Below are 13,875 nucleotides of genomic sequence, written 5' to 3'. Positions count from 1 at the left end.
ACGAAAAAAAGCCCGTTATCTCAACGGGCCATACGTTCTTCATACGCAGCAATTTGGTCTTCATATTGGAATGTGAGCGAAATTTCGTCCCAACCATTCAGCAACATCTGCCGGGAATACGGGTCGATGTTAAAGGGGAGAATCGCTCCCGTATCTTTCCGTGTAACCGTTTGTTTCTCCAAGTTCACAGTGAGCTCAACAGGAATCTTTTGGCCGTCTGCGAGTAAGGAATCGATTTCGTTTTGAGTAAGTCGTATCGGTAAGATGCCATTTTTGAAACAGTTATTATAGAAGATATCCGCAAATCCTGGTGCGATAACCACTCGGAATCCGTAGTCCAGAATGGCCCATGGAGCGTGTTCCCGGGAGGAGCCACAACCAAAGTTTTCATCCGCTACTAAGATCTGTGAACCTTCAAATCTAGAATCGTTGAGAACGAAATCAGTATTGGCTTTACCTTCGCTATCAAAACGCCAATGATAAAACAAATACTTCCCGAATCCTGTTCTTTCAATTCGCTTCAAAAACTCTTTGGAAATGATTTGGTCCGTATCGACGTTTTTTCGGTCTAACGGGGTCATGATACTTGTGACAACATTAATCGGTTCCATGAAATGCTCCTCCCTTCAGTCCTGCAGAACAGGTACTTTCCGAATATCTGTAAATCGCCCTGCAATCGCAGCAGCCGCCGCCATCGCTGGACTGACGAGATGCGTCCGTGCTCCTGCACCTTGTCGTCCTTCAAAGTTCCGATTCGATGTGGATGCACACCGTTCGCCCGCAGGTACAACATCATCATTCATCGCTAGACACATACTGCATCCCGACTCTCTCCATTCGAATCCGGCTGCTTTGAATACTTCATCAAGTCCTTCTTGTTCTGCAAGCCGTTTTACAGAACGGGATCCTGGTACGACAATCGCAGTTACACTCGGATGGACATGTTGACCTTCCACAATTGCTGCAGCTGCACGCAAGTCACTTAGACGAGCATTGGTACACGATCCGATAAAGACGTGCTGAATGGAAATATCGGATAGTGGCATGCCTTCTTCCAGTCCCATATAAGTTATCGCTTTTTTCAATGCTTCTTTGTCAGATGGTGATGCATAATCGGATGCGTATGGAACGTGTCCGCTAATTCCTGTTCCCATTGCAGGGTTCGTTCCCCATGTTACATACGGTTCAATGGCAGCTGCATCTAGTGTAAGTGTCGTGTCATAGACTGCACCTTCATCAGTCGCTAGTGATAGCCATTCTGCAGCAACCGCTTCAAATTCTTCTCCGTCGGGAACGTGACGACGGCCTCTTAAGTACTCAACAGTCGTTTCATCCGGGCTGATCAACCCCGCTTTCGCTCCAGCTTCGATCGACATATTACAAATGGTCATCCGCTCCTCCATTGAAAGGTTACGGATGGCTTCACCGGTGAATTCAATGATATGACCAGTACCAACGTCAATTCCAAATTTTGCAATGACGGCTAGGATGACATCTTTCGCAGTGACTCCCGTTCCTAATTTTCCGAAAATCTTCACTTCCATTGTTTTCGGTCGATTCTGCCAAAGGGTTTGTGTAGAAAGTACGTGCTCCACTTCACTCGTACCTATTCCAAAAGCAATCGCGCCAAACGCACCGTGTGTAGATGTATGACTGTCTCCACAAACAATTGTGCGGCCAGGTTGTGTAAGACCTAGTTCAGGCCCGATAATGTGGACAATCCCTTGGTCTGGATGCGTCATATGCGCAAGTTCAATCCCGAATTCTTCGCAGTTCTTTTCAAGTGTCGTCATTTGTTTCTGAGCGGTCGGATCGCTGACAGTTTCAATATTACGTGTCGGTACATTATGATCCATCGTCGCATAACACCGTTCCGGACGTCGCACTTTCCGCCCTGCAAGACGTAATCCTTCAAATGCTTGCGGAGATGTCACTTCATGGAGGAGATGGAGGTCGATGTAGAGTAAGTCCGGTTTCCCTTCTTCTTCTGTCACGACATGTCGATCCCAAACCTTTTCAATAATTGTTTTTACCATTTCAAATCCCCTTTCCACGAGTGGCAGCATGCAAACGCCGCGATTGGTTAGTTACACATATGAACACATGATGCTATTTGAAACCGATTGGACATCCACTTCTTCAGCAACTCGTGCGGCCCATTGCTCTGTCGACATCGGGCGGGCACCCGGCCCTCCGAGATCTGCGGTACAATGACCTTCTTCATAAACTGTCTGAACGGCTTGCTCAATCGCCGCTGCTTCTTCTTCCATTCCGAATGACTGCCGCAACATCATTGCTGCGGACAAAATTGTAGCAGCTGGATTCGCAAGCCCTTTTCCTGCTACGTCTGGTGCAGACCCATGGACCGGTTCGTATAGTCCGAAACCATCTGTGCGAACACTAGCAGAGGGCAATAGGCCAAGGGATCCTGTAATGACTGATGCTTCATCACTCAAAATATCACCAAACATATTCTCCGTTACGATGACGTCAAATGTTGCTGGATTAGTAATGAGCTTCATTGCAGCGGAATCGACTAGTTGATGCTCGACTTCAACATCCGGATAGCCAGCACGAACTTCTTCAACGACTTCTCGCCACAATCTACTAGACTGTAGGACGTTCGCTTTATCAACAGACGTCACTTTTCCGCGTCGCATTCGTGCAAGGTCAAAGGCAGATCGTACAATCCGTTCGATTTCCACACGCGTATAAACGAGTGTATCCACCGCAGCATCATGTGTTTTCCGGCTTGGTTTTCCGAAATACAGGCCCCCCGTCAGTTCACGTACAATTACAAGATCTACGTCCTTCACGAGTTCTTCTTTTAGAGGAGAACGATGGAGAATGGCCGGCACTGCCTTCACGGGGCGAATGTTCGCAAACAACCCAAAATGCTTACGAATTGCAAGCAAGCCTTTTTCAGGACGGGTTTCTGCAGGATTTTGATCCCATTTCGGACCTCCGACTGCGCCGAGTAACACAGCATCACTCTTCTCACAAAGTGCAATCGTTTCATCTGGAAGCGGTGTCCCATAGGCATCTACTGCAGCCCCACCGATAGAACCATGGACAAATTCGAACGTATGATGAAATCTTCTAGCAATCACTTCTAGCACCTTCAATGCGGAACCGATTACTTCCGGTCCAATCCCGTCACCGGGTAATACTGCGATACGTTTTTCCATCGTCGTCTCCTCCTTGTAGGATTAATTTACAGTTTCAACTGCAAGTTCTTTTTGTGTTTCCAATGACTCACGGACTAGTTGTCGATTAATCGCATTCAAGTATGCTTTCGCAGACGCTTCCAATACGTCTTGCGCAATCCCTCTACCTGTTAACTGAGTTCCATTGAAGTTCAAATTCACGACCGCCTGACCGAGTGCATCTCGTCCCTTGCCAATAGAAGAAACTTGGTAATCGAGAATGTGCACATCTCCTTTTACAAGCAGTTCCAACGTATTAAAGATTGCTTCTACAGAGCCTGCACCAGTCGTTGCAACGCTAACCATTTCTCCTTCAGGAGTTGTGCTCGTCGCAGTAGCAGTCGGTACGTTATTCGTTCCATACTGCACTTGGATACTTTCCAAGTCATAAATTGGCGTTTCAGTTTTTTCAAGTTGTTGTCTCGTAAAGAGGACGAATAAGTCATCTTCCGTAATCTCTTTCTTTTTATCCGCTAACTCCTTGAACTCTGTAAACACTTCATTTAACTGATCGTCACTTAATGTGAAGCCCATCGTGATGGCACGATCTTTAAATGCTGCGCGTCCTGAGTGCTTCCCGAGAGCAAGTGGCTCTTTCGTTGCACCAATAAGTTCGGGTGTAATAATTTCGTAAGTCTCTGGATTTTTCAACATACCATCTTGATGGATTCCGGACTCATGCGCAAATGCGTTTTTCCCGACAACCGCTTTATTCGGTTGGATTATGACTCCCGTCAATCGGCTAACCAATTCGCTAGTTCGTTTAATTTCATTAAGATGAATACCCGTTTCTAGATTATAAAAGTCTTTTCGAATATGAAGTGCAACGGCGATTTCTTCAAGCGCTGCGTTCCCTGCGCGCTCACCGATACCGTTGATAGTACCTTCTACTTGATCGGCGCCATTTTCGATTGCAGCGATAGAATTTGCGACGGCCATTCCTAAATCGTCATGACAATGCGCAGAAAGTTTCACACGATCTATCCCGCGCACATTCTCTTTCAAGAAACGGAAAAGCGCTCCGTATTCTTGTGGCGATGCATATCCGACCGTATCTGGAATGTTTACCGTTGTTGCACCTGCTGCGATGACTTCGTTCAGAATCCGGACGAGAAACTCTGGGTCTGAACGAAATGCATCTTCAGCAGACCATTGCACGAGTGGAAATTTCGAGCGGGCATATTTAACCGCTTCTACTGCTATTTCGACGACCTGATTCGGTGTCTTTTTCAATTTATATTCCATATGAATCGGTGAAGTTGCGAGGAACACGTGTAAGTGAGGCTGTTCTGCGCCTTTTAACGCTTCCCAAGAAGTGTCGATATCACTCTTTACAGCACGGGCAAGGCCCGTCACTGTAGAGTTTCTTACGGTTGTTGCGATGCGCTCGACTGCTTCGAAGTCGCCGGGGGATGAAGCGGGAAAGCCCGCTTCAATCACCGATGCGCCAAGACGTTCAAGTTGGCGTGCGATTTCAAGCTTTTCCGCCGTATTTAAGTTAATGCCTGCTGACTGTTCGCCATCCCTCAGTGTCGTATCGAAAAAGTCAATTCGTCGCACCAGCTGTCACCTCTTCCTCTTTTTTCAATCCTTTCGCAACAAACGGCATCATTGCGCGTAGTTTTTCACCGACTTCTTCAAGTTGATGTCCGGCTTCTTCTTTTTCAATGCGGTTGAAGTTCGGACGGCCATCTTCGTTTTCCTGAATCCATTCTTTTGCGAACTTGCCAGACTGGATATCCTCCAAGATCGACTTCATACGAGCTTTCGTATCTGCATCAATGACGCGTGGTCCTGAAACGAAATCGCCCCATTCTGCTGTATCAGAAACTGAGTAACGCATGCCTGCCATTCCGCCTTCATACATCAAGTCTACGATGAGTTTCGTTTCGTGGAGTGTTTCGAAATACGCTAGTTCCGGCTGGTAGCCAGCTTCCACAAGCGTTTCGAATCCTGCTTTGATGAGTGAAGTTAATCCACCACAAAGTACCGCTTGCTCCCCGAATAGATCAGTTACTGTCTCTTCTTCAAATGAGGTTTCTAGAACTCCGCCTCGTGCTGATCCAATCCCTTTTGAATAAGCAAGTGCTGTTTCGCGAGCTGTACCTGAAGCATCTTGATACACTCCGAATAGTGCTGGTACGCCTGCACCTGCAACGAAAGTCCGTCGTACGAGATGTCCTGGACCTTTTGGAGCAACTAGGAATACATCAACTTCTGCTGGTGGTTTGATCTGACCGAAGTGGATGTTGAACCCGTGTGCGAATGCGAGTGCTTTTCCTGCTTTCAGAGCAGGTGCAATTTCTTCTTCATATACTTTCTTTTGGCGCTCATCTGGAAGCAATACCATGATTACGTCTGCTTGTTCTGCAGCTTCAGCAACAGTCGTTACCTCAAGTCCATCCTCTTTTGCCTTATCGAATGACTTCCCTGGACGAATTCCTACAACAACGTCGAATCCGGAATCTTTCAAGTTTTGTGCGTGTGCATGACCTTGTGAACCATAGCCGATCACCGCGATTTTCTTGCCGTCCAATACTTTCTCGTTGATGTCCTGGTTATAATACATGTTTGTCATAATGAATTCCTCCTAGGGTTTGTGGGTTTTATTTTCACTTTCATTTTTCCAAAAGAATAAGTATTGCCAACTAGCTCCGTTGATTGTAACGGAAGGCGGCGACTCCTGCGGAATCAGCGAAGATCGAAGACCTCGCAGAAGCGAAGCGCTGAGGAGGCTGAGATCGAGCCCGCGGAAAGCGTCCGCCTGCAGTGTAAATCAACCCCGTCCATCAAGTTATTTCAAAATTGATAACAATGGAGATGGGGCTTTTTGGACTTCTCGTACGAATGCTGCCGTGCCTGTTCGTGTGAGCTCCTTGATGCCATATGGCTTCAGCAAGTCGATGAACGCGTCGATTTTTTCCGGATCTCCCGTCACTTGATACGTCACGATGTTCTTTCCGGAATCTACGACCGTTGCCCGGAACGGTTCTACTAGGCTGTTCATCTCCCCCCTTGCATGTGGCGGAGACGTCACTTTCACTAACGCCAACTCCCGCAACACAATCGACTTGTCGGTAATATCATTCACCTTAATGACATCGATTTGCTTTTGCAGCTGTTTCACGAGTTGCTCGATTTTGCGTTCATCCTCCACATGGACGATGAACGTCATCTTCGACATCCCCGTTTGTTCCGTGTGGCCAACTGTAATACTTTCAATGTTGAATTGTCGTTTCATGAGCAACCCAGTGACCCGATTCAGCACGCCACTTTGGTTGATAACGGTTACTGTGATGACTCGTTTCATGGCGCACTCACTCCAATCATTTCTTGAATTCCTTTCCCCGGCGCCACCATCGGATTGACGTTTTCCATACGTTTCACTCGACAGTCGATCAAAACGGGTTCATCTGATAACAAAGCTTCCATAAATACTGCTTCCGCTTCTGAAGCATTTTTAATGCGGTAGCCTTTCAAATCATAAGCTTCAGCGAGTTTCACAAAATCCGGTTGAACAGGAATTAATGACTGTGAATAGCGTTCTTCGAAAAATGTCTGCTGCCACTGCCTCACCATTCCGAGTGCTTCGTTGTTCAAAATCACAACCTTCACTGGAATTCGTAGTTCTTGCAGTAGCGACAATTCTTGTGCAGTCATTTGGAAGCCACCGTCACCAACAACTGCAATTACTCGTGCATCCGGTTTCGCGAGTTGCGCACCGATTGCTGCCGGGAATCCGAACCCCATTGTTCCAAGTCCACCTGAAGTGACCCATCGATCTGCATGATTCAGTCGATAATACTGGGCGGTCCACATTTGGTGCTGTCCGACATCCGTTGTCACAATCGCATTTCCTTCGGTTATTTTATGGATCAGCTCCAATGCTTGTTGCGGAAGGAGATGATCCGGATCTTCCTCATACCAAAGTGGGAAGTTTTTTGTCAGACTTTCGAGTTTTGTTAACCAAACTTCCGTGTCTGGCTTGCATGCTGGATGCTTCAATAGTGCAAGTAACGCTTCCTTTGCATCAGCAACAATTGGAATTTCCGTTGGGACGTTCTTTCCGATTTCCGCTGGATCGATATCGATGTGAACGACAGTAGCATTCTGTGCAAAGCATTTTAGATTACCTGTCAATCGATCATCAAACCTAGCGCCGATATTGATGAGTACATCACATTCACTTATCGCCATATTTGAGGTGTACGTACCGTGCATACCCGCCATACCAAGGAAGAGTTCGTGATCTCCCGAAATACTGCCTAACCCAAGTAGTGTATTGACAATTGGAATCCGATTCACTTCAGCAAATTCCTTCAATTCTTCAGTCGCTTTAGCGTGTAAGACACCAGCTCCTGCTAAAATTACGGGCTTTTTCGCTTGTTTAACTAACGAAATTGTTTTTTGAATCTGCAGGTAATTCGGATGAACAGTAGGCTGATAACCAGGCAAATAAAGTTCAGTTGGAGCTTCTGGGACGTTTTCTGCAGAAGCTGTGGCGATATCTTTTGGAATGTCCACGACGACAGGTCCCGGTCTACCAGTCGATGCAATATGAAAGGCTTCTTTAATGATACGTGGCAGATCTTCCACACAACTTACTTGGTAGTTATGTTTCGTGATTGGTTGCGTGATCCCAATGATATCCGCTTCTTGGAATGCATCTGTACCTATGACGCTACTTGCGACTTGGCCAGTAAACACAACGAGTGGGATGGAATCCATCATGGCATCTGTAATGCCTGTGACAAGGTTGGTTGCACCTGGACCTGATGTAGCAATTACGACTCCTGGATTACCAGAAACTCGAGCATACCCTTCAGCAGCATGAATCGCTCCTTGTTCGTGGCGGGCTAAAATGTGCTGAATCGGATTTTGATACAGTGCATCGTAAATTGGGAGCACTGCACCACCTGGATATCCAAAAATGATTTCCACTTGTTGTTCTTTCAAGGATCTGATCAGAACATCCGATCCATTAGCTGGCCGCATTGGAGCGGCATCGTTCTTACTAGCTTCAGGTGCCGTTTTCAACTGCAATTCTGTACTCATTTGCATCTCTCCTTGTCATCATCCATCTCTATAATGGCTTTATAGGAAATCCATTTTTCTTCATAATAAAAAGCCTTTTCTCCCCGCGCAAAAAATTATTGCGCAAGGGATGAAAAAGCTTTCATGGTACCACCCTTGTTCACGGTAACGTTCTACCGCCTCATGGACGCGAAAGAATCGCATCCTTTGTCATAACGGGCACAACTGCCCGAAATAGCCTACTTAGTTCAGCTATTCACTCCGAGGCGATATCGCGTTGGCTGCATTACCGGTTTTCAGCACCACCGGCTCTCTGGGAATGCAGGATCCAAACACTTTTACCTCATCATCGAGTTCGTCTATTAAATTTTCATAACACCGCCTGTACTTGCGGATGTCACTAATTTGGAATAACGGGCAAGATACCCTTTTTTGATTTTTGGTTCAAATGGTTTCAATTGGCTTTTGCGTTTGGCAAGTTCAGCTTCATCGACTTCCAATTCGATTGTCCGATTGGTTAAGTCTATTTCTATGATATCTCCATTTTCCACAAGTGCGATTGGACCACCTTCAGCTGCTTCTGGAGAAATGTGCCCGATGGAAATGCCTCGGGATGCTCCTGAGAAACGACCATCCGTGATGAGCGCTACTTTTGTTCCAAGTCCACGACCTGCAATCGCTGCAGTTGGTGCAAGCATTTCAGGCATTCCAGGACCGCCTTTTGGACCTTCGTAGCGAATGACCACTACGTGACCTGCTTGCACAGTACCATCGTCAATACCTTCTTGAGCTGCTTCCTGAGATTCAAAGACGATTGCTTCACCTCTGAACTCTTTGATAGAAGGATCGACCGCTCCGACTTTAATGACGCCGCCGTCGGGTGCAATATTTCCAAATAGTACGGAAAGACCTCCGACTGGACTATAAGCATTTTCTTTATGACGAATTACTTGATCGTTCTTGATTGGCCGGTCTTTCACATTTTCATAGAGTGACTTTCCTGTGATTGTCATCCGATCTGGATGTACCGCGCCTTCAATTTCACATAGCTCTTTTATAATGGCGCTGACGCCACCTGCCAGATGGACGTCGTGCATTGTATAATCGGATGCCGGACTAATTTTTGATAAATACGGAATCCGTTTAGCGACTTCATTGATATCACGGACGTCGTACTCGATTTCCGCTTCGTGTGCGATTGCGAGTGTATGAAGGACCGTGTTTGTAGATCCGCCCATTGCCATATCAAGTGCAAACGCATCGTCAATCGTTTCTTTTGTAATAATGTCCCTTGGTTTAATGTCTTCTTTCACCATTCTCACGAGATGCTGGGCCGCTTCTTTAATGAGCCGATGACGTTCATCCGAAGTTGCAATGATTGTGCCATTATCCGGCACGGTAACGCCAAGCATTTCCATGAGTGAGTTCATCGAATTAGCTGTAAACATTCCTGAACAGCTGCCGCATGTTGGACACGCGCTTTGTTCAATATCGAGCAGCTCTTCAGCTGTCATGGTCCCCTGTTTGTAAGAACCGACTCCTTCAAACACAGATACGAGGGACAGCGGCTTACCATCAGCTGAAGTTCCACCTTCCATAGGACCTCCTGAGACGAAAACGGAAGGGACATTCGTACGAACCGCCGCCATCAGCATCCCTGGTGTGATTTTGTCACAGTTCGGAATGTAGAACACACCATCAAACCAGTGTGCGTTAATAACTGTTTCTGCTGAATCGGCTATGAGTTCACGACTTGGCAATGAATACCGCATACCGATATGCCCCATCGCTATTCCGTCATCAACACCGATTGTATTAAACTCGAAAGGAATGCCTCCTGCTTCACGTATCGCTTCTTTCACGACTTCCGCAAATTTGTTTAAGTGCATATGACCGGGAATGATATCAATGTATGAGTTACATACTCCAATGAATGGTTTCTCCATATCTCTCGATCGCACGCCTGTCGCATACAGTAGACTTCGATGCGGTGCACGATCGACACCTTTCTTTATCATGTCACTTCTCATGAAACTCACTCCTCACAATGGCACCAACGGGTGAACGATAATTTCAGCAACCAGGTAGTTGAAACAACCTTTCGCTGAAGTAGATTGTTGTTATCATATAGCGAAAGAAATAAAGAGTCAACCGTGTTTTTTAAATTATTTTTCAATTTAGAATATATAGTGAAAATGTATACGCTTACAATGCCTCAACCACGCGATATATTGCACATCGCACTTTTTTATAAATTTTTTTGATCAACTGCTTGCAATAAATCAAAAAATCTTTCGACAAAATTCGCACAGTCCACAAGTGTGCATAACTTTTTCCACGTTATCCCCTTGACTGCGATAGTCCTAACAACCCCTATGAACAGCTTGTCCACACTTTATCCACTAACGAATGTGGATAACCGAACGGTTGTTCTTTTTTTAGTTATCTGATAAGTTAGAACCAAGCCGCTTTCCTCGTACTTGGGGAAATTGAATAATACAATGCTGGAAGAAGGTGTCGTGTTTGTGAACAAACTCCCCGATGATCTGCTCATCCTATCGTATGTAAAAGCCATGGAACTAGAACTAAGTGCTGAGTTTATTAACTTACTGAAGTGTGAAGTGAATAAACGTAGTTTACTTTGTTTCATTCATTAACTTGTCGCAATAGCCAAACCATTTAAGGAAAGCGGCGTTCTCCTGTCCCTATACTAACGTAAGATCAGCTGTTCAAACCGGGCAGCTGATTTTTTTTGTATGAGGACAGTAGCATGAATGTGTTAGATTACTTATGCACGTATCAAGTGAATTCCTACATCCGCTAGCACTAAAAAAAGTCCTCTCGTCAGCTAATGCTGACAAAAGGACTTCCATTTGCTAATTATACTGTAAACTGATGAATCATTTCCTGTAAATCCACAGCTTTGTTGCTAAGGTCTTGAGCCACTGCATTGATTTCTTCAATAGTTGCCAATTGCTCTTCCATCGCAACTGCGTTCTGTTCGGTTTGTGCAGAAGCACTTGTAGCTTGACCTGAAATTTCATTCACAGAAGCTGATACTTCTTCAGCACTTGCAGAAATCTGCTCAGTTGCAGCGGAGATTTCTGCAATCTGACCGGACATGACCTGAACAGCTTTCACAATCTCCAAGAACGTACGCCCCGCATTTTCAATGACGTGAACACCTTGTTCCACATTCACCATACTTTCTGAGACCGATTGTTCCACGTTCTTAGTATCAGTCTGAATCGCCATCGTCAACTCGACAATCTGACTCGCGGACTTTTTCGATTCCTCTGCCAGTTTGCGTACTTCATCTGCGACGACGGCAAATCCTTTTCCGTGCTCACCGGCGCGTGCTGCTTCAATTGCAGCATTGAGTGCTAGCAAGTTGGTTTGTTCCGTAATGCTAGTAATGACATTCGTAATGTTCTCAATTTCTTCAGTCTGACGGCTCAACCGTTGGATCAGCTCAGAAGTCTGATTTGACGAGCTATAAATAATGTCCATTTGCTCTTTTGCGGTTTCAATCGTTTGACCACTTTCAGTCGCGATATGCATGGTTTGTTCAGCACTGTCGTTAAGTTGTGTTGCTGATTCTGCAATTCGTTGGACACCTACAGCCGTTTCTTCCATTACAATAGAACTTTCGCTTGCAGCAGAAGCTGAAAGTTGTGCCCCTTTCGCAACAGCGTCAATCGATTTCGCCATCTCTTCAGAGGATTGAGATACCTCATACGTACTTGCAGACAGCTCTTCTGCAGAAGCTGTCAAATGCAGGGCATTGTCATTCACCCCACCAATTAGGGTTCGAAGACTTTGTTTCATACCATTAAATGAATTCGCAAGATCTTTCAGTTCGTCTTTGGATTTCAGATGAATGTCCTCATCTGACAAGTCTCCAGATGCAACAACAGATACCGCTTTAGATAGCCGAATCACAGGTTTAGAAATACTGCGAGTAATGGTTGTTGAAATGAGTGCAGCTAGAACTAATGAGATAATGCTTGCCAGAAGCAAACCAAGTTTTGCATTGTTAGCAGTATTGAGTGCGTTCTTATTTCCGATCTCTAAATGCTCATTTTGATACGTTGTCATTTCTGTTAAGGTTTCTCTTATACCATCATTTATCTGGCTCATTTGTGAATCCATCAATTGAATTGCACTTTCTACATCATTAGATTTTTTCAATTTAATGACATCTTGTGATACTGCGTAAAACTCTGCATTTAATTTTTCTATTTCTTCTATCAATCCTTTCATTTTATCAGATTGGGCAAGTTGACGAATCCCTGCGATAGATTGGGTGATTCTTTCATAATGCTCGTCGAATTTATCCAAATCATCCTGTTTCCCCAGCAACAAATACGAGCGTATGTATACACCTTCTAGACCGCTCTCTGCCTGTATATTTTTTGCGAGTATGGTTTGTGCAACACGACTTTCTAACAAAAAGTTATATTCATCTTCAATTTTAGCAATTTGATTAAAGCTATATAACGATGAAAGTAGAATAACAACGATAAGTACACCAAATCCTCCATACAACTTTTTCCCAATTGACATAGGCCATCTCTCATTTCTAGTAAGTAGTAAAAGCATACTTATACTTTCGGCTCATGATTTAGATTATTTATATTTAAAGTAATAGATTTTCAAATTAATTTTCATTTTAAAATTATTTCAGAATAACTTACCGCTGGATCGCTTATTTTTTTGCTAAATTACGCAAAAAAAGAGACGCAATGAATGCGTCTCCCAGACTGTAGACAAAAGGGGTGGAAATCAAAATGATTTTCACCCCTTTTGTCTTTGAGCGTATAAATCTGCAACTGGTCAAGAGCCGTTGATCTCCGTTCTGGGCGGACGCTTTCCGGGGGGCTTGCCCTCAGCCTCCTCGTCGCTTCGAAAGCAAAGATGTGCTCCCAACGTTGCACTTATGCTCGCAAAATCCGTTCTTCGTTACGGCTTTTTCTGCGGGGTCTTCAAAAACACGTGCTCCTAACGCTTCGCTTTTACTCGCAAAAGCTGTTCTTCGTAACAGCTTTCGCTGATCCCCCAGGAGTCGCCGCCCTGCACTTCAATCAACTGAATTTCTCATGAGACATTCACATCATTCAATCAAAGAACGCAATCGGAGTGCTCCATGTCCAGCTGGTCAGAATAACTAGATGCAGCAGAAGACTTGAGACACCGATATGAAAACAAAGAAGTCTATGGAAATGTAAAGAGACCGTTGAACGCGTTTTTGCCGATGCCAAGGAGAAGCAGGGTATGCGATAGACAACCATAAGAGGATTTAGGGCATTGAACAAATTACATATTATAGAAAACAGCGGAATCTATGCATAATCTCCCGAGTAGTGAATATTAATCTACAACCAATTGATAAATGAAGGAAAAATCAATTGCTGCCTCTAATTTACGGACCCGATGGTCTTGCGGAACTAACTGTTAGATTGTAAGCATCTTCATCTGTTCCCGTTCTTTGATTTGATTCTTCATCATCATTTCCTTTACTTCATTTGATAGTTGGTAGATCCTGTTGATTGTAGCGGAGAGCGGCGACTCCGGAGGAATCAGCGAAGCTCGAAGACCCTGGACTGAGCAAAGTGAGGGAAGCGGCTGAGAGCAA

At 45.0% G+C, this 13,875-nt stretch carries 10 protein-coding genes, 1 pseudogene and 1 other annotated feature; of the genes and pseudogenes, 1 reads left to right on the top strand and 10 read right to left on the bottom strand.

What is annotated here, in order from left to right; all coding sequences use genetic code 11:
- Positions 1-20 precede the first annotated feature (20 nt).
- The 8 genes from leuD to ilvD all read right to left on the bottom strand — a co-directional run bounded on the left by leuD (position 21) and on the right by ilvD (position 10,270).
- Positions 21-611 carry a 3-isopropylmalate dehydratase small subunit gene (gene leuD / locus N693_RS0116625; protein WP_025785958.1) on the bottom strand — a complete coding sequence of 197 codons (591 nt, stop codon included), beginning with the start codon at positions 609-611 and terminating at the stop codon, positions 21-23.
- Positions 612-626: 15 nt separating this feature from the next.
- Positions 627-2,036 (bottom strand): 3-isopropylmalate dehydratase large subunit, encoded by a 1,410-nt coding sequence (gene leuC, locus N693_RS0116620; RefSeq protein WP_025785957.1) that lies wholly within the window; start codon positions 2,034-2,036, stop codon positions 627-629.
- 51 nt (positions 2,037-2,087) lie between these two features.
- The gene (gene leuB, locus N693_RS0116615; RefSeq protein ID WP_025785956.1) at positions 2,088-3,188 is read right to left on the bottom strand and encodes a 3-isopropylmalate dehydrogenase; all 1,101 of its coding nucleotides are present in this window, start codon (positions 3,186-3,188) and stop codon (positions 2,088-2,090) included.
- 21 nt (positions 3,189-3,209) lie between these two features.
- A complete protein-coding gene (locus tag N693_RS0116610; protein WP_025785955.1) occupies positions 3,210-4,766 on the bottom strand; it encodes a 2-isopropylmalate synthase in 1,557 nt (518 codons plus the stop codon).
- Positions 4,753-5,784 carry a ketol-acid reductoisomerase gene (gene ilvC, locus N693_RS0116605; protein WP_025785954.1) on the bottom strand — a complete coding sequence of 344 codons (1,032 nt, stop codon included), beginning with the start codon at positions 5,782-5,784 and terminating at the stop codon, positions 4,753-4,755. Before ilvC ends, N693_RS0116610 begins: the two co-directional genes overlap by 14 nt.
- Before the next feature lie 216 nt (positions 5,785-6,000).
- Entirely contained in the window at positions 6,001-6,516 is a 516-nt protein-coding gene (gene ilvN, locus N693_RS0116600; protein WP_025785953.1) for an acetolactate synthase small subunit, read from the bottom strand.
- On the bottom strand, positions 6,513-8,201 hold the full coding sequence (gene ilvB, locus N693_RS0116595) for an acetolactate synthase large subunit (protein WP_253271219.1): 1,689 nt from the start codon (positions 8,199-8,201) through the stop codon (positions 6,513-6,515). The genes ilvN and ilvB overlap by 4 nt, the downstream gene beginning before the upstream one ends.
- A 162-nt stretch (positions 8,202-8,363) precedes the next feature.
- Positions 8,364-8,599, bottom strand: a binding site (T-box leader).
- A gap of 3 nt (positions 8,600-8,602) precedes the next feature.
- Positions 8,603-10,270 (bottom strand): dihydroxy-acid dehydratase, encoded by a 1,668-nt coding sequence (gene ilvD, locus N693_RS0116590; RefSeq protein WP_025785951.1) that lies wholly within the window; start codon positions 10,268-10,270, stop codon positions 8,603-8,605.
- A gap of 471 nt (positions 10,271-10,741) precedes the next feature.
- Between ilvD and sda the strand changes: the two genes are divergently transcribed.
- Positions 10,742-10,897 carry a sporulation histidine kinase inhibitor Sda gene (gene sda / locus N693_RS20730; RefSeq protein ID WP_081760270.1) on the top strand — a complete coding sequence of 52 codons (156 nt, stop codon included), beginning with the start codon at positions 10,742-10,744 and terminating at the stop codon, positions 10,895-10,897.
- 223 nt (positions 10,898-11,120) lie between these two features.
- On the opposite strand, the gene N693_RS0116580 is transcribed toward sda, so the two are convergent.
- Both N693_RS0116580 and N693_RS20680 read right to left on the bottom strand, forming a co-directional pair.
- Positions 11,121-12,806 (bottom strand): methyl-accepting chemotaxis protein, encoded by a 1,686-nt coding sequence (locus N693_RS0116580; protein ID WP_025785950.1) that lies wholly within the window; start codon positions 12,804-12,806, stop codon positions 11,121-11,123.
- Between the two features lie 807 nt (positions 12,807-13,613).
- Positions 13,614-13,751 (bottom strand): annotated as a pseudogene (locus N693_RS20680) (IS5/IS1182 family transposase); the annotation flags it as partial.
- Positions 13,752-13,875: the final 124 nt, after the last annotated feature.

Source organism: Sporosarcina sp. D27, from assembly GCF_000586555.1.
Lineage (GTDB): Bacteria > Bacillota > Bacilli > Bacillales_A > Planococcaceae > Sporosarcina.
The sequence above is the reverse complement of the archived record's forward strand: the minus strand, read 5'-3'. Positions and strand labels throughout refer to the sequence as shown.

Coding starts and splice junctions, on each gene's coding strand:
- ilvC (WP_025785954.1), bottom strand. CDS start 5,784: ATGACAAACATGTATTATAACCAGGACATCAACGAGAAAGTATTGGAC.
- N693_RS0116580 (WP_025785950.1), bottom strand. CDS start 12,806: ATGTCAATTGGGAAAAAGTTGTATGGAGGATTTGGTGTACTTATCGTT.
- ilvD (WP_025785951.1), bottom strand. CDS start 10,270: ATGAGAAGTGACATGATAAAGAAAGGTGTCGATCGTGCACCGCATCGA.
- ilvB (WP_253271219.1), bottom strand. CDS start 8,201: ATGCGGCCAGCTAATGGATCGGATGTTCTGATCAGATCCTTGAAAGAA.
- sda (WP_081760270.1), top strand. CDS start 10,742: ATGCTGGAAGAAGGTGTCGTGTTTGTGAACAAACTCCCCGATGATCTG.
- leuD (WP_025785958.1), bottom strand. CDS start 611: ATGGAACCGATTAATGTTGTCACAAGTATCATGACCCCGTTAGACCGA.
- leuB (WP_025785956.1), bottom strand. CDS start 3,188: ATGGAAAAACGTATCGCAGTATTACCCGGTGACGGGATTGGACCGGAA.
- ilvN (WP_025785953.1), bottom strand. CDS start 6,516: ATGAAACGAGTCATCACAGTAACCGTTATCAACCAAAGTGGCGTGCTG.
- leuC (WP_025785957.1), bottom strand. CDS start 2,036: ATGGTAAAAACAATTATTGAAAAGGTTTGGGATCGACATGTCGTGACA.